Source organism: Variovorax nitratireducens, from assembly GCF_051216545.1.
GTDB lineage: Bacteria > Pseudomonadota > Gammaproteobacteria > Burkholderiales > Burkholderiaceae_C > Variovorax.
The window spans coordinates 1-25,046 of record NZ_JBPJZO010000004.1 but is presented as its reverse complement, the minus strand read 5'-3'; the positions used below and the strand labels follow the sequence as shown (position 1 = coordinate 25,046).

Below are 25,046 nucleotides of genomic sequence, written 5' to 3'. Positions count from 1 at the left end.
TCGTCGAAAGCCATTTCAGGCGCATTCGGCGGCGCAAGCCGGGGGTTCCCCTAAACTCGCGCGATGCCCCTCTCTTCCCCCGTCACCGCAGCGCGTCACGTCGTGAACGCGTCGCCGTTGTCGTGGTGGCGCCGCTGGTGGCGCAGGCAAACGCCGGTGTTGCAGGACGCGGTGGCCATGCTGGCGCCGCTGGCAGCGGTGTTGCTGTTTCTGGCGGCCATCGTGTCGGCCTTCTGGTATTTGCGCGCCGAAGAACTCGGGCGCGAGCAGGAGTCGGTCAAACGCGATGTCGAATACGCCCAGCAGCGCGTGCGGCTGCGGTTGCTCGAGCGGCAAGAGCAGCTGATGCGCATTGCGCGCGATGCATCCAATCGCGAGATCGATCCGACCGAGTTCGCGAGCCGGGCCGAGTCGCTGGTGAGCCAGTTCCCCGAACTTCAGGCCGTAACCTGGATCGACGACCGGCGTCGGGTGCGCGCAGCTTATGGGGCGCCCAGCCTGCATCCGGCCCAGCAACATGCGATCGGCGAGGTGCTGCGTCCGGGCGACATCGAAACCAACTACGCGCTTGCGCGCGAATTGCGCCAGCCGGTGTTTTCGCAGCCGGTGGCGGGCAGCGATCCGCCAAGCCTGCTGCAGCTCCACATTCCGCTGTTTGACCAGGGCCTGTTTGCCGGCGTGGTGCTCGGCGAGTTCTCGATCGACGGGCTGCTGCGCTACGGCATCCCGCCAGAGGTGTCGGCACGCTATGCGGTGTCGCTGCTCGACGCCAAGGACGGGCTGATCGCCGGCAACACCGTCAACCCGCGCGAGCCCGGCGCTCGGCTGCTGCCGTGGGCCGAGCACACCAACGAGTACGAGGTGCCGGTGTCGCCGGTCGGCAACGGGCTGCTGCTGCGCGCGCAGGCCTACCGCACCTCGCAGGGCATCGTCGGCAACGGGCTGTTCTGGCTGGTGGTCGCGCTCAGCGTACTGACCAGCTGGATGCTGATCGGCACCTGGCGCCACACCCGGCGGCGCCTGCAGGCACAACAGGCGCTGATGGCCGAAACCAACTTCCGCCGGGCGATGGAAAACTCCATGCTGACTGGCATGCGCGTGCTTGATCTCGAAGGCCGCATCACCTACGTCAACGCGGCGTTCTGCGCGATGACCGGCTGGAGCGAGTCCGAGCTGGTCGGCCAGACGCCGCCCTTCCCCTACTGGCTGGAATCCGACCGCGAGGTGATGACCGAGCGGCTCGAGGAAGAGCTGCATGGCCGCGCCCTGCCGGGCGGCTTTCAGGTGCGAGTGAAACGCAAGAACGGCAGCGTGTTCAGCGCCCGCCTGTACGTGTCGCCGCTGATCGATGCGCGCGGGCATCAAACCGGCTGGATGACGTCGATGACCGACATCACCGAGCCCACGCGCATCCGCGAGCAGCTGTCGGCCTCGCACGAGCGCTTCACAACGGTGCTGGAAGCGCTCGACGCCTCGGTGTCGGTGGCGCCGCTCGGCAGCGAGGAACTGCTGTTCGCCAACAAGCTTTACCGCAGCTGGTTCGGCTCCGACACCATCGGCCACCTCGGCATGGTGGCGCAGGCTGGTGTGCCGGCGTCGCAGGCGCACGACGAGGGTCTGGACGACGTCGACCCGTTCGCCGGCCTGCCGATCGACACGCTGACCGGCGCCCAGCCGGCCAACAACGAGATCTTCGTGCCCGAACTCGGCAAGTGGCTCGAAGTGCGCTCACGCTACCTGACCTGGGTCGACGGGCGGCTGGCGCAGATGGTGATCGCCACCGACATCACGCCGCGGCGCGACGCCGAGGATCTGTCGGCCGCACAGGCAGATCGTGCGCAGTCCGCAAGCCGCCTGATCACGATGGGCGAAATGGCCTCCAGCGTGGCACACGAGCTGAACCAGCCGCTGACCGCCATCACCAACTATTGCAACGGCATGGCCTCGCGCATCCGCGGCCAGACCATCGACAACGAGGCGTTGCTGGCAGCGCTCGACAAAACGTCCAAGCAGGCGCAGCGGGCCGGCCAGATCATCCAGCGCATCCGTTCCTTCGTGAAGCGCAGCGAGCCGAATCGCACGCCGGCCGAGGTCGGCGCGATGGTGAGCGAAGCGGTCGAGTTGGCCGGTATCGAGCTGCGCCGGCGCAACGTGCGGCTCAACCACTACGTGGCGGCGCGGCTGCCGATCCTGCGCGTCGATCCGATCCTGATCGAGCAGGTGCTGGTCAACCTGCTGAAGAACGCAGCCGAGTCGATCGACGCGGCCGAGCGGCCGCTGGCGCGCCGCAGCGTCGAGCTGCGCGTGTTGCCGAGGATGGCCGAAGGCCAGAATGCCGTCGAGTTCTCGGTGCAGGACACCGGCATGGGCCTGGCGCCGGAGGTGATGGACCGGCTCTACGAGGCTTTCTTCTCGACCAAGCCCGAAGGCATGGGCATCGGGCTGAACCTGTGCCGCACCATCGTCGAGTCGCACCGCGGGCGGATGCAGGCAGAGAACCTCTACAATGGTTCAGAGGTCGTCGGTTGCCGTTTTTCCTTCTGGATTCCGGTGCTTGACGCTATCAATTCCGTAGCAAGCGACGAGGCAAAGGTACCCGCATGAGTTTGATTCCGAAGAAGGGCACGGTCTACGTCGTCGACGACGACGAAGCAGTGCGCGATTCCCTCCAGTGGCTGTTGGAAGGCAAGGACTACAGGGTGCGCTGTTTCGATTCGGCTGAATCCTTTCTGTCGCGCTACGACCCGCGCGAAGTGGCCTGCCTGATCGTCGACATCCGCATGGCCGGCATGACCGGTCTCGAATTGCAGGATCGCCTGATCGAACGCCGCTCGCCGCTGCCGATCGTGGTCATTACCGGCCACGGCGACGTGCCGATGGCGGTCGACTCGATGAAGAAGGGCGCGATGGATTTCATCCAGAAGCCGTTCAACGACGAGGAACTGGTCACGCTGGTCGAGCGCATGCTCGAGCATGCCCGCGGCGCCTTTGCGCAGCACCAGCAATCGGCCAGCCGCGACGCGCTACTGTCCAAGCTCACGGGCCGCGAGGCACAGGTGCTCGAGCGCATCGTCGCCGGGCGGCTGAACAAGCAGATCGCCGACGACCTCGGCATCAGCATCAAGACGGTGGAAGCGCACCGCGCCAACATCATGGAGAAGCTCAACGCCAACACCGTGGCCGATCTGCTCAAGATCGCGCTCGGGCAGGCCGCCCCGGCCAAGGCCTAGACGACCCTATCGCCGCGATAGCCATGAATGCCCGCCACGCCTGCGTCAGCGGGCGTTTTTACTTGGAGAATCGAAACCCATGACGGCTCAATTGATCGACGGCACCGCGCTGTCCCGCACCCTGCGCACCGAGGTCGCCTCCCGCGCCGCCGCCCTCAGGACAAAAGGCGTCACGCCCGGCCTCGCCGTGGTGCTGGTCGGCGAAAACCCGGCCAGCCAGGTCTACGTGCGCAACAAGGTCAAGGCCTGCGAAGACAACGGCCTGCATTCGGTGCTGGAGAAGTACCCGGCCGACCTGAGCGAAGCCAACCTGTTGGCGCGCGTCGATGCGCTCAACAACGACCCCGCCATCCACGGCATCCTGGTGCAATTGCCGCTGCCCGCCCACATCGACGCGCAAAAGGTCATCGAAGCCATCTCGCCGGCCAAGGACGTCGACGGCTTCCACGTTGCTAGCGCGGGCGCGCTCATGACAGGCGCGCCCGGCTTCTGGCCCTGCACGCCCTATGGCTGCATGAAGATGCTGGAGTCCATCGGCTACAAGCTGCGCGGCAAGCATGCGGTGGTGATCGGCCGCAGCAACATCGTCGGCAAACCGATGGCGCTGATGCTGCTGGCGCAGAGCGCCACCGTGACCATCTGCCACAGCGCGACGCACGACCTCGGCGCCATGACGCGCCAGGCCGACGTGATCGTCGCCGCCGTCGGAAAGCGCAATGTGCTCACGGCCGACATGGTGAAGCCCGGCGCGGTCGTGATCGACGTCGGCATGAACCGCAACGACGACGGCAAGCTCTGCGGCGACGTCGACTTCGACGGCGTGCGCGAAGTGGCCGGCTGGATCACGCCGGTGCCCGGCGGCGTGGGCCCCATGACCATCACGATGTTGCTGGTGAACACCCTTGAAGCGGCCGAACGCGCCGCCAATTGATTGAGACCATGAACCCCAACCCGCTCCTCGACTTCACCGACCTCCCGCTGTTCGACCAGATCCGGCCCGAGCACGTTGCCCCTGCGGTCGACGTGATGCTGGCCGAGGCCGATGCCGCACTGCAGACTGTCACCGCGCCGGCGTTCCCGGCTGAATGGCTGGCCATTGCGAAGGTGCTCGATGTGTCGACCGAGCGTTTCAGCCGCGCCTGGGGTGCAATCGGCCACCTCAATGCGGTGGCGGACACGCCCGAGCTGCGCGCCGCCTACAACGACGCCATGCCGCGGGTCACGGCGTTCTGGACGCGACTCGGTTCCGATGAGCGGCTTTACGCCAAGTACAAGGCGATCGACCCGGCCACGCTGAACCCCGAGCAGCGCCAGGCCCACAAGTACGCGGTGCGCAACTTCGTGCTCGGCGGTGCAGAGTTGCAGGGCACCGCCAAGGAGCGCTTTGCCGCGATCCAGGAACGCCAGGCCGAGCTGAGCCAGAAGTTCAGCGAGAACGCCCTCGACGCCACCGATGCCTTCGCGTACTACGCAGCCCTGGGCGAACTCGAAGGCGTGCCCGAAGACGTGGTCAGTACCGCGCGTGCGGCGGCCGAAGCCGAGGGCAAGGAAGGCTACAAGCTCACGCTCAAGATGCCTTGCTACCTGCCGGTGATGCAGTTTGCAAAAAGCAGCGCGTTGCGCCAGACGCTCTACCGCGCGTACGTGACGCGCGCCAGCGAGTTCGGCGACCCGGCGCTCGACAACACGGCGCTGATCCGCGAGATCCTCGCGCTGCGGCAGGAAGAAGCGCAACTGCTCGGCTACAAGAACTTCGGCGAACTCTCGGTGGTGCCGAAGATGGCGGATTCGCCCGACCAGGTGATCAAGTTCCTGCGTGACCTCGCCGTCAAGGCCAGGCCCTACGGCGAGCGCGACCTGGCCGACCTGCGCGTGTTTGCGAGCGAGCAACTCGGCATGAGCGACCCGCAACCCTGGGACTGGAGCTACGTGGGCGAGAAGCTCAAGGAGGCGCGCTATTCCTTCAGCGAGCAGGAGGTGAAGCAGTACTTCACCGCGCCGAAAGTGATGGCCGGCCTGTTCAAGATCGTGGAGACGCTGTTCGAAGTGAACATCCAACGCGACGGCGCTCCGGTGTGGCACCCAGCCGTCGAGTTCTACCGCATCGAGCGCGGGGGGCAGAAGATCGGCCAGTTCTACCTCGACCCCTCGGCGCGCGCCGGCAAGCGCGGCGGCGCCTGGATGGACGACGTGCGCGCACGCTGGCTGCGCCCCGACACGGGCGCGCTGCAAACGCCGGTCGCGCAACTGGTCTGCAACTTCGCCGAAGGCGTCGACGGCAAGCCGCCACTGCTCACGCACGACGACGTAACGACGCTGTTCCACGAGTTTGGCCACGGCCTGCACCATATGCTCACGCAGATCAACGAGCGCGATGTCTCGGGCATCAGCGGCGTCGAATGGGACGCGGTCGAGCTGCCGAGCCAGTTCATGGAGAACTTCTGCTGGGAGTGGGACGTTCTTTCGCACATGACTTCGCACGTCGACACCGGTGCGCCGCTGCCGCGCGCGCTGTTCGACAAGATGACCGCGGGCAAGAACTTCCAGAGCGGCCTGCAGACGCTGCGCCAGATCGAGTTCTCGCTGTTCGACATGCTGCTGCACACGCGCTACGACGCCGCGACGGCCGCTCCCGGCGCGGTGATGGCACTGCTGGGCGAGGTGCGTCGTGAGGTCGCCGTGATGCCCTCGCCCGAGTTCAGCCGCACGCCCAACACCTTCAGCCACATCTTCTCCGGCGGCTACGCAGCCGGCTACTACAGCTACAAGTGGGCCGAGGTGCTTAGCGCCGACGCCTATGCGGCGTTCGAGGAAACCGTGGGCAGCAACGGCGAGCCGAGCATCGAGACCGGCCGAAAGTACCGGCAGGCGATTCTCGAAGCCGGCGGCAGCCGCAGCGCGATGGAGTCGTTCAAGGCCTTCCGCGGCCGCGAACCGCAGCTCGATGCGCTGTTGCGCCACCAGGGGATGGCCGAAGTCGAGGCGGCCTGATGGATACTCGGGTCATTCGTTGACCCGGAGTTTCCGATGCCCCTTTCTACCCGTCTCACTGCCCTCGCCTTCTTGCTGATCGCCGCTGGCGCCATCGCGCAGCCTGTGTACCGCAACGTCGACAAGAACGGCAAGGTCACCTTCTCGGATCAGCCGCCGGCTGCCAACGTGCAGCCGACCGCGCCACGCGGCGGCGGTGCCTCGGCCGGCGCCACCGGCGCGGGCCTGCCCTACGAATTGCGCCAGGTGGTTCAGCGCTACCCGGTCACGATCTACACCGGCGAAGATTGCGTGCCCTGCGGCACCGCGCGTTCAATGCTGACCACGCGTGGCATACCGTTCGACGAACGCGTCGTCAAGACCAACGAAGACATCGACGCACTCCAGCGCCTGAGCGGGCAGAACTCGCTGCCGCTGCTGACCATCGGCGCGCAACAACTCAAGGGCTATTCGGACGGCGAATGGTCTCAGTACCTCGACGCAGCCGGCTATCCCAAGAGCAATCAGTTGCCGGCGGGCTACAACCGTCCGCCAGCGCAACCGCTGGTGGCGGCCCAGCAGGCAGCGCCCCCGCGCCCTGCGCCAGCGCCCGCACCTGCGGCTGCGCCGGCTCCTCCGCCGGCCGCAACCGGCCCGACACCGAGCAACCCCGCCGGCATCAAGTTCTGAGCGACGGCGCGCCGCCGAAGACAAGCGTCTGAACGCCGTCCGGCGTGGCGAGCAGGCACACGTCGGCCTTCTGGTGCGCGAACACGCCCACAGTCACCACGCCGGGCCACTGGCTCACCTCAGTCTCAAACGCGAGCGGGTCGGTGATCTTCAGGCCGGTCACGTCCACGATGTGCTGGCCGTTGTCGGTGACCAGCGGCAGACCGTCCCGCTCGCGCACCTGGGCCAGTCCGCCCAGCCGCTCGAACTGGCGCATCACGCGGCGCGCTGCCATCGGAATCACTTCCACCGGCAACGGAAACGCGCCGAGCACCTCGACCCGCTTCGACAGATCGGCAATGCAGACAAAGCGCCGCGACTGCGCAGCGACGATCTTCTCGCGCGTGAGCGCCGCGCCACCGCCCTTGATCATGAAACCGCGGCCGTCGATCTCGTCGGCGCCATCGATGTATACGGCCAGTTCCTCCACCTCGTTGCTGTCGAATACCTCGATGCCGAGTGCACGCAGGCGCTCGGTCGAAGCCACCGAGCTCGACACCGCGCCGCGGATCGTGTGCTTGATCGTCGCCAGCGCCTCGATGAACTTGTTGACCGTCGAGCCGGTGCCGACGCCGACGATCTCGCCGGCCACTACGTAGTCGAGCGCGGCGCGGCCGACCTGGGTCTTGAGTTCGTCTTGGGTGAGCGGGCTGGCGGTCATCGGGGAGAATCCTGGGTTGTCGTTGTCTGTCTGAAGCCCTGGATTATCCGATGTCGCTGTTGCTGCCTTACGCCCTCGCCCGCCCATTCCTGTTCGGCCTCGACGCGGAGCATGCGCACGAACTCACGCTCGACGGACTGGCCCGCACGCAGAACACGCCGCTGGCCTGCGTCTACACGGCCGCGCGCGTGGAAGACCCGGTCACGCTGGCGGGGTTGAGCTTTCCCAACAAGGTCGGCCTTGCCGCCGGGCTGGACAAAAACGCACGCTGCATCGACGCCTTCGCAGCCATGGGCTTCGGCTTCGTCGAGGTCGGCACGGTCACCCCGAAAGCGCAGCCTGGCAATGCCAAGCCGCGCATGTTCCGCCTGCCGCAGCGCGAAGCGCTGATCAACCGCCTTGGCTTCAACAACCAAGGCCTCGATGCCTTCATCTCGAACGTGCAGCGCGCGCGGTTTCGCAAGCGCGCCGGCCGTTCGGCGCCGATGCTGCTCGGCCTCAACATCGGCAAGAACGCTGCCACCCCGATCGAGCGTGCAACAGACGACTACCTGCTATGCCTCGAAGGCGTGTATGCGCACGCCGACTACGTGACGATCAACATCTCGAGCCCCAACACCGCCAACCTGCGCGCGCTGCAAGGCGACGAGGCGCTCGATGCGCTGCTGGGCGCGCTGGCGCAACGGCGGGAGGCACTGGCCGCAGCGCACGGCAAGCGCGTGCCGCTGTTCGTGAAGATCGCGCCGGATCTCGAAGAAGCACAGGTTGCCGTGATTGCCGCGACGCTGAAGCGCCACGCCATGGACGGCGTGATCGCGACCAACACCACGCTGGCGCGCGATGCAGTGGCGGGCCTGCCGCACGGCAACGAAAGCGGTGGCCTCTCGGGCGCTCCGGTGCGCGAGGCCAGCAACCGCGTGGTTGCGCAACTTCGTGCAGCACTGGGGAAGGGGTTCCCGATCATCGGCGTGGGCGGCATCCTGAATGCCGCCGATGCCAAGGCCAAGGTCGCGGCCGGTGCCGACGTGGTGCAGATCTACACCGGGTTGATCTACCGCGGCCCCGCGCTGGTGCGCGAGGCCGCTCAGGCGCTGAAGAGCGCCTGAGCGCTCATCCGTTCAACGCATGCGCCAGAGCACGGGCGCGATCAACGCGGCCCACCGCAACAATCGGCGCGGCCCAAGTGCAGCCACCACCGCGGCGGCAGCCACGCCGGAAGCAACCGGATGCTGCCGCGCAATGCGCAACGCTGCGGCGGCTGGCGATTCGTCGGGTGGAGGGACGCCCGGCGCCGCTGGCGGCGCCGGTGTTTCGAGCACCGCAATGCGCTGGCGCTGCCGTTCGATACGGGCGAGCAGTTCCGCCTGCGTGGCCGGACGCGGGGAAGGTGCGGCGGCTTCGTCCTCGTCGCGGTCCCCACCCAGGCCGAAGCGCTGTTGCGCCCATTCCCAGTCGCGCTCGAACTCGCGACGGGTCGGGGCAAAGGCGCTCTTCGCGCCTTGCAGCGTCGACACGAGTGCCAGCACAGCGCTCAGCCAGAGCGCGATCCACACCCCGGCCACCGACCAGGCCGCCGTGGTGCGGCTCGGCGTGTCCCAGAAGTGCACGACCACTGCGACAGACAGCAAAGCCACCGTAACCGTGGTGAGGCCGAGCACGGCGATCACCAGAACGAGCATCTGCTTGAGACGCCGCTTCTCGTCCTCCCATGCCATGCGCACCAGCTGAACGCGGTCTTCTGCCGCCAGCGCGCCCTCGCCGGCCGCAATGCGCAGCCGACGCAGCCGGGCGTCTAGCCCGAACAGCGACATGAGCTTCATCGACAGGCCTCCAGCCTGCGATTCAGGCGCTCAGGCAGTGGGCGTTGCGCGTGTAGGGCTGCGCGCTCAGCTGCGGCGGCCAAGCAGCAGACCCACCAGCACGCCAACCGCGAGGGCGGCACCAGCGATCTGCCACGGTTCATCGTGCGCGTAGGCGTTGGCGGTGTCGGCCGCGTCGCGCGCCTTCTTGGCGGCGAGCTTGCCCTTTTCGGCGGCAAGTTCACGGGCAATCGCCAGCTTGGCATCCACCCGCTGGCGCAGCGCCTTGATGTGGGGAAGCGAGTCGAGTTCCTTGCTGGCCAGAACGCCGCGCACGTCGTTGGCCAGATCTTCAGCCACCGCGTTGGCGGCCGCTTCGAGGTTTTGGGTGGATGCAGTCATTGAAATCTTCCCTCGGTGAGTTGCGCCGGCACCGCGCCGGCCACTGCACGCCTGCAAGCGGCGTGCCGTTCCATCGTACATGGGTTGCGCGGGTCTTTTGCGCGCCCGCGCTCAGACTTTTGCCAGCAATTGCGCAACGCGGCGCGCAATCGCGAGGCTGCTGGTGAGCCCCGGGGATTCGATGCCGAACAGATTGACGAGTCCCGTCACACCGTGCTGCGCCGGCCCCTGGATCATGAAGTCGGCAGCCGGCTCGCCCGGCCCCGAGATCTTCGGCCGGATGCCGGCGTAGCCGGGCACCAGCGCACCGTCGGCAAGCGCCGGCCAGTAGCGGCGCACCTCGGCATAGAAGCCTTCGCCCCGGATCGGATCGACGACCAGATCCTGCGGGGAATCCACCCACTGCACATCAGGCCCGAATTTGGCCTGCCCGCCGAGGTCGAGCGTGAGATGGACGCCGAGGCCCGCCGCTTCCGGCACCGGGTAGATCAAGCGCGTGAAAGGCGCGCGGCCGGCCAGGGTGAAGTAGTTGCCCTTGGCGAAGTACGCGGTCGGCACCGCATCGGCGCGCAGCCCTTTGAACCGTTTCGCCAACGCCGGCGCGCCCAGCCCTGCCGCGTTGACCACGCTGCGGCAACGCAGTTGCGTGCCGTCCGCTGCTGTCAAAACGATCGACCCTGGCTCGCATTCGGCACTCGCCACCGGCGATTTGAGCGCCACCACGCCACCGGAATTTTCGAATTCGCCTTGCAGGCTCAGCATCAACGCATGGCTGTCGACGATGCCGGTGCTGGGCGAATACAGTGCCGCCAGGCAATGCAACTGTGGCTCCATCGTGCGGGCCTGCTCGGCAGTGAGCCATTCGAGGTCATCGACACCGTTGTCGAAGACCCTGGCGCGAATCGCGTTGAGCTGCGCCACCTGCGCCTCTGAGGTGGCCACGATGAGCTTGCCGCAGCGGCGATGGGGCAACCCGCGCGCGATGAGGTAGTCGTAGAGAAGGTGTTTGCCCTCAACGCAAAGCTGTGCCTTCAGCGACCCCTTGGAGTAATAGATGCCGGCGTGGATCACTTCGCTGTTGCGCGAACTGGTGCCGGTGCCGATTGCGCCTTCGCTCTCCAGCACGATCACCTCGCGCCCGGCGAGCGCCAGTTCGCGTGCCACGGCCAAACCCACCACGCCGGCACCGATGACGGCGCAATCGAATTCATCCATCGCGCGAGCTTAGCCGCGCAACGGGACTGCGTTCAAACGCCCGCCTGGTGGATTGCCAGTCGCACAGGACTGGCCGGCTCGGCAGGTTCAATCGGCGGCGTGCCAGGGCCCTCATCGGGTTCGACCGGCAAATCGGCCGGGTCAGGTGTGATCGGGGTGGGCAAATCGGGGAATGTGGCCATGCGGGACCTCCTTTCGCTTCGCTTCTACCGCTGATGCGCATCGGCCGCCACGGTGAACACGCGCAACCATGCGTCGGCCGGGGCCGACATGCGTGCGTAAAAGCGAAGGAAATTGGTGGGCGGTGGAGGTTTCGAACCTCCGACCCCAGCAGTGTGAATGCTGTGCTCTACCCCTGAGCTAACCGCCCCGAGCGGTACCTGGAACAGCCGCGAGGGCTGCTGGCACCGCCAGAAATGTTCGACACTTTCGTGCGAAGCCCGCGATTATGCCACAGCATTTTCGCCAGTTTGGCGAAACAGCGTGCGGCCATTGCTGGCTTTGTCGAGTTGCTGCAACGCGGCTTCGTGCAGGGCCAGTTCGTGCTCGCCGGCGCGCAGCACCGGCAGCGCAAAGCTCCGCAGATCCACCGTGATCGCCATGCCGAGCGTGGGCTCGTTCGACGCCACATCGATCAACAGCGCGTCCTGCCCCCGCGTGAGGTTGATGTAGACGTCGGCCAGCAGTTGCGCGTCGAGCTTGGCGCCGTGGAAAGTGCGGTTGGAGCGATCCACGCCGAAGCGGTCGCACAGCGCATCGAGCGAGTTGCGCTTGCCCGGATACACCTGCTTGGCCATCGCGAGCGTGTCGGTGATCTCGCCGACGAAGGTGCGCAGCGGCGGCAGGCCGGCCAGTTCGAGCTCCTTGTTCAGGAAACCCACGTCGAAGGCGGCGTTGTGAATGATGAGTTCTGCGCCGCGCAGGTACTCGACAACGTCGTCCGCCAGCGTGGCGAACTTGGGCTTGTCGCGCAGGAAATCGGTAGTGAGCCCGTGCACCTTCAGGGCGTCTTCGTGGCTCTCGCGCTCGGGGTTGAAGTAGATGTGCAGGTCGTTGCCGGTCAGCTTGCGGGCGAACAGCTCGACGCAGCCGAGTTCGATCACGCGGTCGCCGTTCTCTGCGGAGAGGCCGGTGGTTTCGGTATCGAGAACGATCTGGCGACTCATGTGTGCCCCCTGTCTCGGCACTTCGTGTCCTCGCCACCCCCCAAGGGAGTGCGAGCTTGCTCGGGGCGGCCCGGCGCTGCGCTCATCAATGATTCTCCTTGGCGTGATTGATCGAGTATTTGGGGATCTCGATCGTTACGTCCTTCTGCGCCAGGATCGCCTGGCAACTCAGCCGCGACTGCGGCTCCAGCCCCCAGGCGCGATCGAGCAGATCGTCTTCGGTTTCGTCCGACGGATTGAGCGACTCGAAGCCCTGGCGCACGAGCACGTGGCAGGTGGTGCAGGCGGCGCTCATCTCGCAGGCGTGCTCGATGTTGATGTGGTTGTCGAGCAGCGCCTCGCAGATCGAGGTGCCGGCCGGCGCGGTGACTTCTGCGCCCTGCGGGCAGTACTCCGCATGCGGGAGGATCTTGATGATGGGCATCTACTTGTTCTTCTAGAGAGACTCGACTTTGCGGCCCGACAGCGCGCGCGCGATGCCCTGGTTCATGCGTTGTGCGGCAAAGGCCTCGGTGCCGTCGGCCAGTGCCTTGGTGGCAGCTTCGACCGTTGCAGCTTCGGTGGCGCCGCGCGCTTCGCGCAGCGCAACCATCAGCGATGCGATGGTGGCACGCTCATCGGCCTCGAGCAGATCGCCGTCGGCGTCGAGTGCGCTCTGGGTTGCGAGCAGCATGCGGTCGGCATCGACGCGGGCCTCGACCAGCGCTCGGGCCTGCATGTCAGCAGCCGCGGTCGAAAAGCTTTCCTGCAGCATCGCCGCGATCTGGTCGTCCGACAGCCCGTACGAGGGCTTGACCGTGACATGCGCCTCGACGCCACTGCCCTGCTCCTTCGCGCCCACGCTCAGCAGGCCGTCGGCATCGACCGTGAAGGTCACGCGGATGCGCGCGGCACCCGCGACCATCGGTGGAATACCGCGCAGCTCGAACCGCGCAAGGCTGCGGCAGTCGGCCACCAGGTCGCGCTCGCCCTGCACCACATGGAGCGCCAGCGCGGTCTGGCCGTCCTGGTAGGTGGTGAAATCCTGCGCCATCGCGGTCGGGATCGTCTGGTTGCGCGGCACGATGCGCTCGACCAGGCCACCCATGGTCTCGATGCCGAGCGAGAGGGGGATCACGTCGAGCAGCAGCAGGTCGCTGGCACCGGCGTTGCCGGCCAACTGGTTTGCCTGGATCGCGGCGCCGAGCGCTACGACCTCGTCGGGGTTCAGGTTGGTCAGCGGCGGTCGGCCAAAGAACGCAGCTACCGCTTCGCGAATCTGCGGCATGCGCGTGGCGCCACCGACCAGCACGATGCCCTGCAGCGCATCGGGCTTGAGCTTCGCGTCGCGCAGCGCTTTGCGCACGGCGGCGATGGTGCGGTCGGTCAGCGGCCGGGTGGCTGCGTCGAATTGCTCGCGCTTCAGATCGAGGCAGACTTCGGCGCCCGCCAGCCAGGCATGGAAGGCGGTCGAATCGGCGTCAGACAATGCTTCCTTGGCGGCGCGCGCGGACGCCAGCATGTCGGCCTTGTCGGTGTCGCTGGCGGCCTTCAGCCCGGTTTGCGCCAGCACGAGCTCGGCCAGCGCATGGTCGTAGTCGTCGCCGCCCAGCGCCGAATCGCCACCCGTAGCGATCACCTCGAACACGCCCTGCGTGAGCCGAAGGATCGAGATGTCGAAGGTGCCGCCGCCGAGGTCGTAGACCGCGTAGACGCCTTCGCTGGCGTTGTCGAGGCCGTAGGCAATGGCAGCCGCAGTCGGCTCGCTGATCAGCCGTAGCACCTTGAGGCCGGCCAGCTCGGCCGCGTCCTTGGTGGCCTGGCGCTGGCCCTCGTCGAAGTAGGCCGGCACGGTGATCACGGCGCCGTAGACCTCGTCGTCGAAACTGTCCTCGGCGCGAAAACGCAGCGTCGCCAGAATCTCGGCGCTGACCTCGACCGGCGACTTCAGGCCCGCAACCGTCTGCACCTTGACCATGCCGCCTTCGTCGATCAAATGGTACGGCATGGCATCGCGGTTCGCGATGTCGGCCAGCCCGCGGCCCATGAGCCGCTTGGCCGAGGTGATGGTGTTGGCCGGATCGCCGGCGCGCGCCACCAGCGCATCGAAGCCGATCTGGCGGCGTTCGCGGTCGACATAGCGCACCGCCGAGGGCAGCAGCACGCGGCCCTCGGTATCGGGGAGGCACTCGGCCACGCCGCTGCGCACCGCAGCGACGAGCGAATGGGTGGTGCCGAGGTCGATACCGACCGCGATGCGCCGCTGGTGCGGGTCGGGCGCCTGGCCCGGTTCTGAAATCTGCAGCAATGCCATGGCGCTATTGTCCCCACTGCGCGGCTTTGGCATCGATGTCCTCGGCAAAGCGCTCAATGAACATCAGGGCTCTGACCTGACGCGCCGCACCCGCGTAGTCGCCTTTTTCGTCGATCAGCCAGTCGAGCGACGACAGCGCACGCGTACGGCCCGCGTCGACCTCGTTTCGCAAGGCATCAAGGCTGGCTTCGTCGGCCACGTCTTCCAGCGCCTCGCGCCACTCCATCTGCTGCACCAGAAAATCGCCCGGCATGGCCGTGTTGTTCTCGGCCTCGATCGGCGAGCCGTTCAGCTCGCACAGGTAGCTCGCACGCCGGAGCGGGTTCTTGAGGCGCTGGTAAGCCTCGTTGATGCGAACCGACCATTGCATCGCCACGCGCTGTGCAGACGCGCCCTGGGCCGCAAAGCGGTCGGGATGCGCCTCGCGCTGCAGTTCCTTCCAGCGCGCATCCAGCGCGGCGCGATCCTGCGCGAAGGTCGTCGGCACGCCGAACAGTTCGAAATCTGTGTCTTGGAGATTCATGGCAATAAAAAACCGCCTGCAAAGTCAGCGGCGGCTGTGTCGGTGCCAGCTCGGGGAACGCCGCGGAACCGGCTTTGCCGGTCCGCTGGTGTTGCCCCCTTGAGGGGGAAGTGGCTACACGAAGTGAGCCGCCTCGGGGGTGGGCTAAATCCGGAAGCTCTCTCCGCAGCCGCAGCGATCGCGCTCGTTCGGATTGATGAACTTGAAGCCCTCGTTCAGGCCTTCGCGCACGAAGTCGAGCTGCGTACCGTCGATGTAGGCCAGGCTTTTCGGGTCGACCAACACCTTGATGCCATGGTCTTCGAACACGACGTCCTCCGGCGCGAATTCGTCCACATACTCCAGCTTGTAGGCCAGGCCCGAGCAACCGGTGGTCTTGACGCCCAGCCGCACACCCACGCCCTTGCCCCGCTTGCCGAGGTAGCGTGTGACGTGGCGCGCGGCCGCTTCGGTGAGCGTCACAGCCATCTCAGTGAACCGCTGCTTCCGATGCGGCTTGCGCCGTGGCGCCGTGCTTGGCCTTGTAGTCGTTCACGGCGGCCTTGATCGCGTCTTCGGCCAGGATCGAGCAATGGATCTTGACCGGCGGCAGTGCCAGCTCTTCGGCGATCTGCGAATTCTTGAGTGCAGCCGCTTCGTCGAGCGTCTTGCCCTTGACCCACTCGGTGACGAGCGAACTCGAAGCGATGGCCGAGCCGCAGCCGTAGGTCTTGAAACGCGCGTCTTCGATCACGCCGGTTTCGGCGTTGACCTTGATCTGCAGCTTCATGACGTCGCCGCAGGCCGGTGCGCCAACCATGCCGGTGCCAACCGAGTCGTCGCCCTTTTCGAACGAGCCGACATTGCGGGGATTTTCGTAGTGGTCGATGACCTTGGGTGAATATGCCATGGGGTTACCTCTTTGAACTTGATCAGGGCGTGGATGTCAGTGGGCCGACCACTGGATCGTGCTGATGTCGATGCCGTCCTTGAACATCTCCCACAAGGGGCTGAGTTCGCGCAGCTTCGCCACGTTGTGCTTGATGGTCGAGATCGCATAGTCGATCTCTTCCTCGGTCGTGAAGCGGCCGATCGTCATGCGCAGGCTGCTGTGGGCCAACTCGTCGCTGCGGCCCAGCGCGCGCAGTACGTAGCTGGGCTCCAGGCTGGCCGACGTGCATGCCGAGCCCGACGACACCGCCAGACCCTTGATACCCATGATCAGCGACTCGCCTTCGACGTAGTTGAAGCTGATGTTCAGGTTGTGCGGCACGCGCCGTTCGAGGTCGCCGTTGATGAAGACCTGCTCCACGTCCTTCAGGCCGTCGAGCAGGCGCTTCTGCAATGCGGCCGCCTTGGCGACGTCGTCTTTCATCTCGAGCTTGGCAAGCCGGAAGGCCTCGCCCATGCCGACGATCTGGTGCGTGGGCAGCGTGCCCGAACGCATGCCGCGCTCGTGGCCACCGCCGTGCATCTGGGCTTCGAGCCGGACGCGCGGCTTGCGGCGCACGTACAGCGCGCCGATGCCCTTGGGGCCGTAGGTCTTGTGCGAAGCCAGGCTCAACAGGTCGATGGGCAGCTTTGCCATGTCGATCTCGACCTTGCCGGTGGCCTGTGCCGCGTCGACATGAAAGATCACACCCTTTTCGCGGCAGATGTTGCCGAGCGCGACCACGTCCTGAACGACACCGATCTCGTTGTTCACGAACATGACGCTCGCGAGGATGGTGTCGGGGCGGATCGCAGCCTTGAACTTGTCAAGGTCGAGCAGGCCGTCTTCCTGCACGTCGAGGTACGTGACTTCGAAGCCCTGGCGTTCCAGCTCGCGCATCGTGTCGAGCACCGCCTTGTGCTCGGTCTTGACCGTGATCAGGTGCTTGCCCTTGCCCTTGTAGAACTGGGCCGCGCCCTTGATCGCGAGGTTGTTCGACTCCGTGGCGCCCGACGTCCAGACGATTTCGCGCGGGTCGGCCCCGATCAGCCCGGCCACTTCGCCACGCGCCTTTTCGACCGCCTCTTCGGCTTCCCAGCCCCAGGCATGGCTGCGCGACGCCGGATTGCCGAAATGCTCGCGCAACCAGGGAATCATCGCGTCGACAACGCGCGGATCGACCGGCGTGGTCGCGCCGTAGTCAAGGTAGATCGGGAAATGAGGAGTGACGTCCATGGCTGGCTCGGGCTGGCGAAGGAAGAAGATTGTTAAATCGGGGGGGGCGCTTTTTCGGCTCGGTGCCCGAAGGCACCGACCGGATCACGACTTGGCGAAAACGTTACCCAGCGCGAACACCGAATTCGGTGCGTTGATCCGCATTGGCTTGACCACCGGCTGGGCTGAGATCGCACGCTTGATGACCGGCTTGTTCTCGACCTGCACGCCCTTGGCGAGCTGATCGTCGACCAATTTTTGCAGCGTGACCGAATCGAGGAATTCGACCATCCGCTGGTTCAGCGACGCCCACAACTCGTGCGTCATGCAGCGGCCGGCTTCGCCGAGGCAGTTTTCCTTGCCGCCGCACTGCGTGGCGTCGATCGGCTCATCGACGGAAACGATGATGTCCGCCACCGTGATCTCGGTGGCCTTGCGGCCCAGCGAATAACCGCCGCCCGGGCCACGGGTCGACTCGACCAGTTCATGCCGGCGCAGCTTGCCGAACAACTGCTCGAGGTACGAGAGTGAAATCTGCTGGCGCTGGCTGATGGCAGCCAGCGTGACCGGGCCGGTGTTCTGGCGGAGGGCCAGGTCGATCATCGCGGTGACCGCAAAACGGCCTTTTGTTGTGAGACGCATTGCAAGCTCCTGTGTGCTTACCGTTGAAATGACACCAAACCCGGGCGGGGCTGGGTGACGTCGTCTCCGCCCTTACCGACCCTTCATCGATTGGTGTTACCAATCGGTTGGAGCCGACCCTTCATCGGGAGTTTCTTTGTTGTTGAGTGTTTCAGTCAAGTATAGCAGAAAGTCCCTCGCTCCTTCCGGGTAAACCCGAGGGAGCGGCGTCGGAGCGCCGCTCAGGTGCGCGTTTCGCCGGGGGTCAGCACGGCGATGTTGTCCCCGCCACGTGCGCCGAAAGCCTGCTCGCGCAGCAGCGCCAGCTGGTCGCGCACACGCGCCGCCTTCTCGAACTCGAGGTTGCGGGCGTGCTCCAGCATGAGTTTTTCGAGCCGCTTGATCTCGCGCGAGACGTCTTTTTCGCTCATGTCCTCGACCTTGGCGCGCTCCAATTCGAGCTTGGCCATCTCCTTGCCCGTCTTTTCGCTGTAGACGCCGTCGATCAGATCGCGCACCTGCTTCAGGATGCTGCGCGGCGTGATGCCATGGGCCTCGTTGTGGGCGATCTGGTGGGCGCGCCGCCGGTCGGTCTCGCTGATTGCCCTCTTCATCGAATCGGTCATGCGATCGGCGTACAGGATCGCCTTGCCGTTCAGGTTGCGCGCGGCACGGCCGATGGTCTGGATCAGCGAGCGCTCGGCCCGCAGGAAGCCTTCCTTGTCGGCGTCCAGGATCGCCACCAGCGACACCTCCGGAATGTCCAGCCCCTCACGCAGCAGGTTGATGCCCACCAGCACGTCGAACGCGCCCAAACGCAGATCACGCAGGATCTCGACCCGCTCGACCGTGTCAATGTCGCTGTGCAGGTAGCGCACCTTGACGCCGTTGTCGCCCAGGTAGTCGGTCAGCTGCTCGGCCATCCGCTTGGTCAGCGTGGTGATCAGCACGCGCTCGTTCTTTTCGACGCGCAGGCGGATCTCGCCGAGCACGTCGTCGACCTGGTGCGTGGCCGGGCGCACTTCGACTTCTGGGTCGATCAGCCCGGTGGGCCGCACCAGCTGCTCGACCACGTTGCCCGCATGATCCTTCTCATACTGTGCCGGCGTGGCCGAGACGAAGATCGCCTGGCGCATGCGCGTCTCGAACTCTTCGAACTTGAGTGGCCGGTTGTCCAGCGCCGACGGCAGCCGGAAGCCGTACTCGACGAGCGTGGTCTTGCGCGCGCGGTCGCCGCTGTACATGGCATTGAGTTGGCCGATCATCTGGTGGCTCTCGTCGAGGAACATCAACGAGTCCTTCGGCAGATAGTCGGTCAGCGTGGACGGCGGATCGCCCGGCGCGGCGCCCGACAGGTGGCGCGTGTAGTTCTCGATGCCCTTGCAGTGGCCGATCTCGGCCAGCATCTCGAGGTCGAAGCGGGTGCGCTGCTCGAGCCGCTGCGCCTCCACCAGCTTGCCCTGCCCCACCAGCTCCTTGAGCCGAGCCGCCAGTTCGAGCTTGATGGTTTCCACCGCGGTCATGACCTTGTCGCGCGGCGTCACGTAGTGGCTCGACGGGTAGACCGTGAAGCGCGGGATCTTCTGCCGGATGCGGCCGGTGAGCGGATCGAACAACTGCAGCGTCTCGATCTCGTCGTCGAACAGCTCGATGCGGATGGCGAGTTCGCTGTGCTCGGCCGGAAACACGTCGATCGTATCGCCGCGCACGCGGAAGGTGCCGCGCGAAAAATCCTGCTCGTTGCGCGTGTACTGCATGCGGATCAGCCGGCCGATCACATCGCGCTGGCCGATCTTGTCGCCCACCCGCATGATGAAACGCATCTGGGTGTAGTCCTCGGGCGTGCCGATGCCGTAGATGGCGCTCACCGTTGCCACGATCACCGTGTCGCGGCGCTCCAGCACGCTCTTGGTGGCCGACAGCCGCATCTGCTCGATGTGCTCGTTGATCGAGGAGTCCTTCTCGATGAACAGGTCGCGCTGCGGCACGTAGGCCTCGGGCTGGTAGTAGTCGTAGTAGCTGACGAAGTACTCGACCGCGTTCTTCGGAAAGAACTCGCGGAACTCGCTGTAAAGCTGCGCGGCCAGGGTCTTGTTGGGCGCGAACACGATGGCGGGGCGGCCCAGCCGCGCGATCACGTTGGCCATGGTGAAGGTCTTGCCCGAGCCGGTGACGCCCAGCAGGGTCTGGAACACCTCGCCGTTCTCGACCCCTTCGACCAGGCCTTCGATCGCGTTCGGCTGGTCACCGGCCGGCGGATAGGGCTGGAACAGCTCGAACGGGGAGTTCGGAAAGCGGATGAATTCGCCCTCTTTCGCGGGGCCGACGGCAGCGGGGTCGTGCGTGTCTGTGATGGCTTCGGAGATCTCTGGCATGGCTGTTCCCGTCAGGTGGCGGTGGCGCCGGTAAAATTCAAGGCAACCGGAAAGCTTAAGCGCTTGCCCGGTTACACGCGAAGCTTTCATCCCAAAGGACTTTCTCCATGTCTATGTTCACCGCGGTCGAAATGGCGCCGCGCGATCCGATCCTCGGCCTCAACGAGCAATTTGCAGCCGACACCAACCCGAAGAAGGTCAACCTCGGCGTCGGCGTCTACTATGACGACAACGGCAAGCTGCCTCTTCTGGCCTGCGTGCAAACCGCCGAAGAAGACATGATGAAAGCGCCCAGCGCGCGCGGCTACCTGCCGATCGACGGCATCGCGGCGTACGACAGCGCGGTCAAGGGCCTCGTGTTCGGCGCCGACAGCGAACCGGTGAAGTCCGGCCGCGTCGCGACGATCCAGGCCATCGGCGGCACCGGCGGCCTCAAGGTCGGCGCCGACTTCCTGAAGAAGCTCAGCCCGAATGCCACGGTGCTGATCAGCGACCCGAGTTGGGAAAACCACCGCGCGCTGTTCACGCAGGCCGGCTTCCCTGTCGAAAGCTACCCGTACTACGACGCGGCCAAGCGCGGCGTCAACTTCGACGGCATGCTGGCCGCGCTCAACGCCGCGCCGGCCGGCACCATCGTCGTGCTGCACGCCTGCTGCCACAACCCGACCGGCTACGACATCACGGCCGCCCAGTGGGATCAGGTCATCGCCGCCGTCAAGACGAAGAATCTGGTCGCCTTCCTCGACATGGCCTACCAGGGCTTCGGCCACGGCATCCAGGAAGACGGCGCCGTGATCGGCAAGTTCGTCGAAGCTGGGCTCACCTTCTTCGTCTCGACCTCGTTCTCCAAGAGCTTCAGCCTCTACGGCGAGCGCGTCGGCGCCCTGTCGGTGTTGTGCGAGTCCAAGGAAGAAGCCGGCCGCGTGCTGTCGCAACTCAAGATCGCGATCCGCACCAACTACAGCAACCCGCCGATCCACGGCGGTGCGGTGGTGGCCGCGGTGCTGAACGACCCGGCCCGCCGCGCTGTCTGGGAAAAGGAACTCGCCGAAATGCGCGTGCGCATCAAGGCCATGCGCCAGAAGCTGGTCGACGGCCTGAAGGCGGCCGGCGTGAAAGAAGACATGAGCTTCATCACCACGCAGATCGGCATGTTCAGCTACTCGGGCCTGACCAAAGACCAGATGGTGCGTCTGCGCAACGAGTTCGGCGTGTACGGCACCGACACGGGCCGCATGTGTGTGGCCGCGCTCAACAGCAAGAACATCGACTACGTCTGCGCCAGCATCGCCATGGTGGTGTAACCAGCACGGGTGGCGCGGGATTTGCGTGGCTCACGCCATGAACGCGCCCCCGCACCCGCCTTTGCCCGAATTGTTGCGGCACTCCCGGTTCGACGACGCGCAGGCCATTTTTTCGGGCACGCTGTTCGTCGCCATCGCGATGATGCTGTTCGGGCAGGCGGGCCTGCTCACCGGCGGCACGGCCGGCGTGGCGTTCCTGCTGCACTACGCCACCGACGTGAGCTTCGGCAAGCTGTTCTTTCTGGTGAACCTGCCGTTCTACTGGTTCGCCTGGCGACACATGGGCCGCGCCTTCACGGTCAAGACCTTTGTTGCGATCGCCCTGCTCTCGGCCATGACCGAGTGGGCGCCACGCTACTTTTCCATCGATTCGCTGCACCCGGCTTTTGCCGCGGTGCTTGGCGGCCTGCTGCTGGGCACGGGCTGCCTGTTCCTCGCGCGGCACCGCGCCAGTCTGGGCGGTGCGACCGTGCTGACGCTGTATCTGCAGGAGAAGCGCGGCTGGCCGGCCGGCAAGGTGCAGATCGCCATAGACTGCACCGTGGTGTTGCTGGCGTTGTGGGTGATTCCGCCCCAGCGCGTCGCCTGGTCGGTGCTGGCGGCGGTCGTCATGGGTCTGTTTTTGTGGATCAACCACAAGCCGGGCCGTTACGCGGCCACCTGAGCCGCCGGCTCTTTGGGTGCTTCTGCCTAGCTCCCAGGGCCGCGCTGCTGCTATATTGCACCGCAACATTACATTATCTGGGGCACCCGTGCTTTACCAACTCTACGAAGCCCAGCGCTCCCTGATGGAGCCTTTCTCCGATTTCGCGCAGGCCGCCTCCAGGCTCTACGGCCCGGGCGCGGTCTGGAGCCAGTTGCCGATGGCACAGCGCATGGCCGCCGGCTACGACCTGTTGTACCGCCTCGGCAAGGACTACGAAAAGCCCGAATTCAACGTCAAGGGCGTGAAGGTCGACGGCGACGAGGTGGTGATCCAGGAAGTGATCGAACTCGACAAACCGTTCTGCCAGCTGCGCCGCTTCAAGCGCTTCACCGACGAGCCGCACACCCTGCAAACGCTCAAGCGCCAACCCGTGGTGCTGATCGTGGCGCCGCTGTCGGGGCACTACGCCACCTTGCTGCGCGACACCGTGCGGACCATGCTGCAAGACCACAAGGTCTACGTCACCGACTGGAAGAACGCGCGCCTGGTGCCGCTGTCGGAAGGCACGTTTCACCTCGACGACTACATCAACTACGTGCAGGAGTTCATCCGCCACCTGCAGGCCGAGTACGGCAACTGCCACGTGGTGAGCGTGTGCCAGCCGACCGTGCCGGTACTGGCTGCGGTGTCGCTCATGGCCAGCCGCGGCGAGGCGCTGCCGCTCACGATGACGATGATGGGCGGCCCGATCGATGCGCGCAAGTCGCCCACGGCGGTGAACAACCTCGCAATGAACAAGAGCTACGAGTGGTTCGAAAACAACGTGATCTACCGCGTGCCGCAAGGCTTCCCGGGTGAAGGCCGCCGCGTGTACCCGGGCTTCCTGCAGCACACCGGTTTTGTGGCGATGAACCCTGATCGCCACGCGACCAGTCACTACGACTACTTCAAGGATCTGATCAAGGGCGACGGCGCCAGCGCCGAAGCGCACCGCAAGTTCTACGACGAGTACAACGCGGTGCTCGACATGGACGCCGACTACTACCTCGACACCATCCGCACCGTGTTCCAGGAGTTCGACCTGGTGAACGGCACCTGGGACGTGAAGAACCCGCAAGGTCAGATCGAGCGCGTCAAACCGCAGGACATCCACGGCAGCGCCCTGTTGACGATCGAAGGCGAACTCGACGACATCTCGGGCTCGGGCCAGACCGAAGCCGCACATCAGCTGTGCATCGGCATTCCGGCCGCGCAGCGCGAGCACTACGAAGTCAAGGGCGCGGGCCACTACGGCATCTTCAGTGGCCGCCGCTGGCGCGACATGGTTTATCCGAAGACGCTGGCCTTCATCGCGGCGCACGACAAGCCGCAAAAGCGCGCAGTCTCGAACAAGGCCGTGACCGCCGAAGACACGATTCGTCCGATGCCTGCCAAATCCGAAGCATTGACGGCGCCAGCCCCCCGGGCGAAGGTGGCTGCTGCGCGCAAGACGACGCGCAGCCGCACCGCGCGCTGAGCCAAGCAGTAGCGCTGCAGTGAGTCCGCTGGCCGCGCGCATCCACGCTGCGTTGCCGCAGACGCAGTGCACGCGCTGCGGCTACCCTGATTGCGCCGGCTATGCAGAGGCCATCGCGAACAACGAGGCCGGCATTCACCAGTGCCCGCCCGGCGGCACCGAAGGCATCGCGCGACTGGCGGCGATCACCGGACGACCAGTGCAACCGCTCGGCGCGGAATTCGGCACGGAGGGCCCACGCAGCATGGCGGTGATCGACGAGGCCTGGTGCATCGGCTGCACGCTCTGCCTCGACGCCTGCCCGACCGACGCCATCCTCGGCATCCACAAGCGCATGCACACCGTGATCGAGCCGCACTGCACCGGCTGCGAGCTTTGCATTCCAGTGTGCCCGGTCGACTGCATCTCGCTCGAAGACGCGACGCCGGGCCGCAGCGGCTGGCAGGCCTGGTCGCAGGCGCACGCCGATGCCGCGCTGCAGCGCTACCAGCTTCACGCCAGGCATCGCGATGCCGGCCAGCGCGAGGCCGAAGAAACTCCCGCACTTGCCGAACCGCAGGCCGCCGACACGCGCAAGCGCTCCATCGTCGAGGCCGCCCTGGCACGCGCTCGTGCCGCGTCGCAACGCCCGCCCGCCGCCAAACCATGAGCCTCGACACCCTGCTCATCTACGTCGTCGCCTCGCTCGCTCTGGCCGTGATCCCCGGCCCCACGATGCTGCTGGCCCTGTCCAATGGCATCGACGGCGGCATGCGGCGCGCGAGCTGGGGCATTGCCGGTGCGTCGCTCGGCAGCATCACGCTGATCGCGGTCGTCGCGCTCGGATTGGGCTCACTGCTCGCCGCGTCGGAGTTGCTGTTCAATGCAATCCGCGTGGCCGGTGTGGCCTACCTCGTCTGGCTCGGTATCAAGCTGTGGCGCAGTGAAGCGACCGACCTCGGCACCGCGCTGGCCAAGTCCGCCATCGAGATCCGGCCGCACGGTCGTGTCGCGCTGGTGCGCAGCCTGATCGTGGCGCTGTCGAACCCCAAGACGGTGCTGTTCTTCGCAGCCTTCCTGCCGCAGTTCATCGACATCACGAAGCCGCAGGGCGCGCAGTACCTGCTGCTCGGCGCGATCTTCGTGGCGCTCGACACCTGCGTGATGCTGGCCTACGCAGCCGCCGGAACGCAGGCCGTGCGCTGGTTGTCGCGGCGCAGCCTGCAGCGGCTCAACCGCGGCTGCGCGGCGGGCATGTGGGCACTGGCGGCCACACTCGCGTTCTGGCGTCGACCCGGCGCTTGAATGACTCATACGGTCTTGCATTCAAAGATCTCCATCCAGCGTTGATCTGAGCGCTGAGGGTCCGGGATGGGATCAGGGCGGCGGGGCACGCTGCTCCGCGAATGTCCCCCGGCCTGCGGCCTCCTCCTGATATTGTTCCTCCCGCTCCCGAAGCGCTGAAGGGAGCCCGTCCGGTAAACCCTGTGCT

Annotated in this window: 25 protein-coding genes and 1 tRNA gene; 11 read left to right on the top strand and 15 right to left on the bottom strand. The window is 66.0% G+C overall.

Annotation, left to right across the window (positions count from 1 at the left end):
• Positions 1–63 precede the first annotated feature (63 nt).
• From ACSFA8_RS12230 to ACSFA8_RS12210, 5 genes are all read left to right on the top strand, one after another.
• Entirely contained in the window at positions 64–2,604 is a 2,541-nt protein-coding gene (locus tag ACSFA8_RS12230; protein ID WP_435479793.1) for a PAS domain-containing sensor histidine kinase, read from the top strand.
• Entirely contained in the window at positions 2,601–3,230 is a 630-nt protein-coding gene (locus ACSFA8_RS12225) for a response regulator transcription factor (protein ID WP_286542981.1), read from the top strand. Before ACSFA8_RS12230 ends, ACSFA8_RS12225 begins: the two co-directional genes overlap by 4 nt.
• A gap of 79 nt (positions 3,231–3,309) precedes the next feature.
• Positions 3,310–4,161 (top strand): bifunctional methylenetetrahydrofolate dehydrogenase/methenyltetrahydrofolate cyclohydrolase FolD, encoded by an 852-nt coding sequence (folD, locus tag ACSFA8_RS12220; protein ID WP_435479792.1) that lies wholly within the window; start codon positions 3,310–3,312, stop codon positions 4,159–4,161.
• Between the two features lie 8 nt (positions 4,162–4,169).
• Positions 4,170–6,221, top strand: coding sequence for a M3 family metallopeptidase (locus ACSFA8_RS12215; protein ID WP_435479791.1), 2,052 nt, complete (start codon positions 4,170–4,172; stop codon positions 6,219–6,221).
• 36 nt (positions 6,222–6,257) lie between these two features.
• Positions 6,258–6,890: a glutaredoxin family protein gene (locus ACSFA8_RS12210; protein WP_435479790.1), complete on the top strand. Its 633-nt coding sequence runs from the start codon at positions 6,258–6,260 to the stop codon at positions 6,888–6,890.
• Here ACSFA8_RS12210 and rpiA read toward each other — a convergent pair.
• Positions 6,880–7,590 carry a ribose-5-phosphate isomerase RpiA gene (rpiA, locus tag ACSFA8_RS12205; RefSeq protein WP_435479789.1) on the bottom strand — a complete coding sequence of 237 codons (711 nt, stop codon included), beginning with the start codon at positions 7,588–7,590 and terminating at the stop codon, positions 6,880–6,882. The genes ACSFA8_RS12210 and rpiA overlap by 11 nt on opposite strands.
• A 50-nt stretch (positions 7,591–7,640) precedes the next feature.
• Here rpiA and ACSFA8_RS12200 point away from each other — a divergent pair, with 50 nt between their 5' ends.
• Positions 7,641–8,696 carry a quinone-dependent dihydroorotate dehydrogenase gene (locus tag ACSFA8_RS12200; protein ID WP_435479788.1) on the top strand — a complete coding sequence of 352 codons (1,056 nt, stop codon included), beginning with the start codon at positions 7,641–7,643 and terminating at the stop codon, positions 8,694–8,696.
• A 12-nt stretch (positions 8,697–8,708) separates the two neighbouring features.
• On the opposite strand, the gene ACSFA8_RS12195 is transcribed toward ACSFA8_RS12200, so the two are convergent.
• From ACSFA8_RS12195 to uvrB, 14 genes are all read right to left on the bottom strand, one after another.
• Positions 8,709–9,410 carry a phage holin family protein gene (locus ACSFA8_RS12195; protein ID WP_435479787.1) on the bottom strand — a complete coding sequence of 234 codons (702 nt, stop codon included), beginning with the start codon at positions 9,408–9,410 and terminating at the stop codon, positions 8,709–8,711.
• A gap of 66 nt (positions 9,411–9,476) precedes the next feature.
• Positions 9,477–9,791: a glycine zipper domain-containing protein gene (locus ACSFA8_RS12190; RefSeq protein WP_435479786.1), complete on the bottom strand. Its 315-nt coding sequence runs from the start codon at positions 9,789–9,791 to the stop codon at positions 9,477–9,479.
• 111 nt (positions 9,792–9,902) lie between these two features.
• A complete protein-coding gene (locus ACSFA8_RS12185; protein WP_435479785.1) occupies positions 9,903–11,006 on the bottom strand; it encodes an NAD(P)/FAD-dependent oxidoreductase in 1,104 nt (367 codons plus the stop codon).
• A 32-nt stretch (positions 11,007–11,038) separates the two neighbouring features.
• Entirely contained in the window at positions 11,039–11,188 is a 150-nt protein-coding gene (locus ACSFA8_RS12180; protein ID WP_435479784.1) for a stereocilin, read from the bottom strand.
• A 113-nt stretch (positions 11,189–11,301) separates the two neighbouring features.
• Positions 11,302–11,376, bottom strand: a tRNA-Val gene (locus ACSFA8_RS12175).
• 76 nt (positions 11,377–11,452) lie between these two features.
• On the bottom strand, positions 11,453–12,172 hold the full coding sequence (dnaQ, locus tag ACSFA8_RS12170; protein ID WP_435479783.1) for a DNA polymerase III subunit epsilon: 720 nt from the start codon (positions 12,170–12,172) through the stop codon (positions 11,453–11,455).
• A gap of 85 nt (positions 12,173–12,257) precedes the next feature.
• Complete coding sequence (fdx, locus tag ACSFA8_RS12165) at positions 12,258–12,596, bottom strand: ISC system 2Fe-2S type ferredoxin (RefSeq protein WP_286542960.1); 339 nt, start codon at positions 12,594–12,596, stop codon at positions 12,258–12,260.
• Between the two features lie 12 nt (positions 12,597–12,608).
• The gene (gene hscA / locus ACSFA8_RS12160) at positions 12,609–14,465 is read right to left on the bottom strand and encodes a Fe-S protein assembly chaperone HscA (RefSeq protein ID WP_435479782.1); all 1,857 of its coding nucleotides are present in this window, start codon (positions 14,463–14,465) and stop codon (positions 12,609–12,611) included.
• Positions 14,466–14,469: 4 nt separating this feature from the next.
• Positions 14,470–14,988: a Fe-S protein assembly co-chaperone HscB gene (gene hscB / locus ACSFA8_RS12155; protein WP_435479781.1), complete on the bottom strand. Its 519-nt coding sequence runs from the start codon at positions 14,986–14,988 to the stop codon at positions 14,470–14,472.
• 144 nt (positions 14,989–15,132) lie between these two features.
• On the bottom strand, positions 15,133–15,456 hold the full coding sequence (gene iscA, locus ACSFA8_RS12150; RefSeq protein WP_286542957.1) for an iron-sulfur cluster assembly protein IscA: 324 nt from the start codon (positions 15,454–15,456) through the stop codon (positions 15,133–15,135).
• Position 15,457: 1 nt separating this feature from the next.
• Positions 15,458–15,877 carry a Fe-S cluster assembly scaffold IscU gene (iscU, locus tag ACSFA8_RS12145; protein WP_435479780.1) on the bottom strand — a complete coding sequence of 140 codons (420 nt, stop codon included), beginning with the start codon at positions 15,875–15,877 and terminating at the stop codon, positions 15,458–15,460.
• A gap of 36 nt (positions 15,878–15,913) precedes the next feature.
• Positions 15,914–17,134 carry an IscS subfamily cysteine desulfurase gene (locus ACSFA8_RS12140; protein ID WP_435479779.1) on the bottom strand — a complete coding sequence of 407 codons (1,221 nt, stop codon included), beginning with the start codon at positions 17,132–17,134 and terminating at the stop codon, positions 15,914–15,916.
• Positions 17,135–17,218: 84 nt separating this feature from the next.
• Entirely contained in the window at positions 17,219–17,755 is a 537-nt protein-coding gene (gene iscR, locus ACSFA8_RS12135; RefSeq protein ID WP_435479778.1) for a Fe-S cluster assembly transcriptional regulator IscR, read from the bottom strand.
• 221 nt (positions 17,756–17,976) lie between these two features.
• The gene (uvrB, locus tag ACSFA8_RS12130; protein WP_435479777.1) at positions 17,977–20,109 is read right to left on the bottom strand and encodes an excinuclease ABC subunit UvrB; all 2,133 of its coding nucleotides are present in this window, start codon (positions 20,107–20,109) and stop codon (positions 17,977–17,979) included.
• Between the two features lie 107 nt (positions 20,110–20,216).
• Between uvrB and ACSFA8_RS12125 the strand changes: the two genes are divergently transcribed.
• From ACSFA8_RS12125 to ACSFA8_RS12105, 5 genes are all read left to right on the top strand, one after another.
• Complete coding sequence (locus tag ACSFA8_RS12125; RefSeq protein ID WP_435479776.1) at positions 20,217–21,413, top strand: amino acid aminotransferase; 1,197 nt, start codon at positions 20,217–20,219, stop codon at positions 21,411–21,413.
• Positions 21,414–21,450: 37 nt separating this feature from the next.
• A complete protein-coding gene (locus ACSFA8_RS12120; RefSeq protein ID WP_435479775.1) occupies positions 21,451–22,077 on the top strand; it encodes a YitT family protein in 627 nt (208 codons plus the stop codon).
• Positions 22,078–22,165: 88 nt separating this feature from the next.
• Positions 22,166–23,575: a polyhydroxyalkanoate depolymerase gene (locus ACSFA8_RS12115; protein ID WP_435479774.1), complete on the top strand. Its 1,410-nt coding sequence runs from the start codon at positions 22,166–22,168 to the stop codon at positions 23,573–23,575.
• A 19-nt stretch (positions 23,576–23,594) separates the two neighbouring features.
• Positions 23,595–24,224 carry an RnfABCDGE type electron transport complex subunit B gene (locus tag ACSFA8_RS12110; RefSeq protein ID WP_435479773.1) on the top strand — a complete coding sequence of 210 codons (630 nt, stop codon included), beginning with the start codon at positions 23,595–23,597 and terminating at the stop codon, positions 24,222–24,224.
• Positions 24,221–24,859: a LysE family translocator gene (locus tag ACSFA8_RS12105; protein ID WP_435479772.1), complete on the top strand. Its 639-nt coding sequence runs from the start codon at positions 24,221–24,223 to the stop codon at positions 24,857–24,859. The genes ACSFA8_RS12110 and ACSFA8_RS12105 overlap by 4 nt, the downstream gene beginning before the upstream one ends.
• Positions 24,860–25,046 lie beyond the last annotated feature (187 nt).

Bases quoted from the DNA above. Each gene is read 5' to 3' on its own strand.
- ACSFA8_RS12230 (WP_435479793.1), top strand. From the start codon at position 64: ATGCCCCTCTCTTCCCCCGTCACCGCAGCGCGTCACGTCGTGAACGCG.
- ACSFA8_RS12225 (WP_286542981.1), top strand. From the start codon at position 2,601: ATGAGTTTGATTCCGAAGAAGGGCACGGTCTACGTCGTCGACGACGAC.
- folD (WP_435479792.1), top strand. From the start codon at position 3,310: ATGACGGCTCAATTGATCGACGGCACCGCGCTGTCCCGCACCCTGCGC.
- ACSFA8_RS12215 (WP_435479791.1), top strand. From the start codon at position 4,170: ATGAACCCCAACCCGCTCCTCGACTTCACCGACCTCCCGCTGTTCGAC.
- ACSFA8_RS12210 (WP_435479790.1), top strand. From the start codon at position 6,258: ATGCCCCTTTCTACCCGTCTCACTGCCCTCGCCTTCTTGCTGATCGCC.
- rpiA (WP_435479789.1), bottom strand. From the start codon at position 7,590: ATGACCGCCAGCCCGCTCACCCAAGACGAACTCAAGACCCAGGTCGGC.
- ACSFA8_RS12200 (WP_435479788.1), top strand. From the start codon at position 7,641: ATGTCGCTGTTGCTGCCTTACGCCCTCGCCCGCCCATTCCTGTTCGGC.
- ACSFA8_RS12195 (WP_435479787.1), bottom strand. From the start codon at position 9,410: ATGAAGCTCATGTCGCTGTTCGGGCTAGACGCCCGGCTGCGTCGGCTG.
- ACSFA8_RS12190 (WP_435479786.1), bottom strand. From the start codon at position 9,791: ATGACTGCATCCACCCAAAACCTCGAAGCGGCCGCCAACGCGGTGGCT.
- ACSFA8_RS12185 (WP_435479785.1), bottom strand. From the start codon at position 11,006: ATGGATGAATTCGATTGCGCCGTCATCGGTGCCGGCGTGGTGGGTTTG.
- ACSFA8_RS12180 (WP_435479784.1), bottom strand. From the start codon at position 11,188: ATGGCCACATTCCCCGATTTGCCCACCCCGATCACACCTGACCCGGCC.
- dnaQ (WP_435479783.1), bottom strand. From the start codon at position 12,172: ATGAGTCGCCAGATCGTTCTCGATACCGAAACCACCGGCCTCTCCGCA.
- fdx (WP_286542960.1), bottom strand. From the start codon at position 12,596: ATGCCCATCATCAAGATCCTCCCGCATGCGGAGTACTGCCCGCAGGGC.
- hscA (WP_435479782.1), bottom strand. From the start codon at position 14,465: ATGGCATTGCTGCAGATTTCAGAACCGGGCCAGGCGCCCGACCCGCAC.
- hscB (WP_435479781.1), bottom strand. From the start codon at position 14,988: ATGAATCTCCAAGACACAGATTTCGAACTGTTCGGCGTGCCGACGACC.
- iscA (WP_286542957.1), bottom strand. From the start codon at position 15,456: ATGGCTGTGACGCTCACCGAAGCGGCCGCGCGCCACGTCACACGCTAC.
- iscU (WP_435479780.1), bottom strand. From the start codon at position 15,877: ATGGCATATTCACCCAAGGTCATCGACCACTACGAAAATCCCCGCAAT.
- ACSFA8_RS12140 (WP_435479779.1), bottom strand. From the start codon at position 17,134: ATGGACGTCACTCCTCATTTCCCGATCTACCTTGACTACGGCGCGACC.
- iscR (WP_435479778.1), bottom strand. From the start codon at position 17,755: ATGCGTCTCACAACAAAAGGCCGTTTTGCGGTCACCGCGATGATCGAC.
- uvrB (WP_435479777.1), bottom strand. From the start codon at position 20,109: ATGCCAGAGATCTCCGAAGCCATCACAGACACGCACGACCCCGCTGCC.
- ACSFA8_RS12125 (WP_435479776.1), top strand. From the start codon at position 20,217: ATGTCTATGTTCACCGCGGTCGAAATGGCGCCGCGCGATCCGATCCTC.
- ACSFA8_RS12120 (WP_435479775.1), top strand. From the start codon at position 21,451: ATGAACGCGCCCCCGCACCCGCCTTTGCCCGAATTGTTGCGGCACTCC.
- ACSFA8_RS12105 (WP_435479772.1), top strand. From the start codon at position 24,221: ATGAGCCTCGACACCCTGCTCATCTACGTCGTCGCCTCGCTCGCTCTG.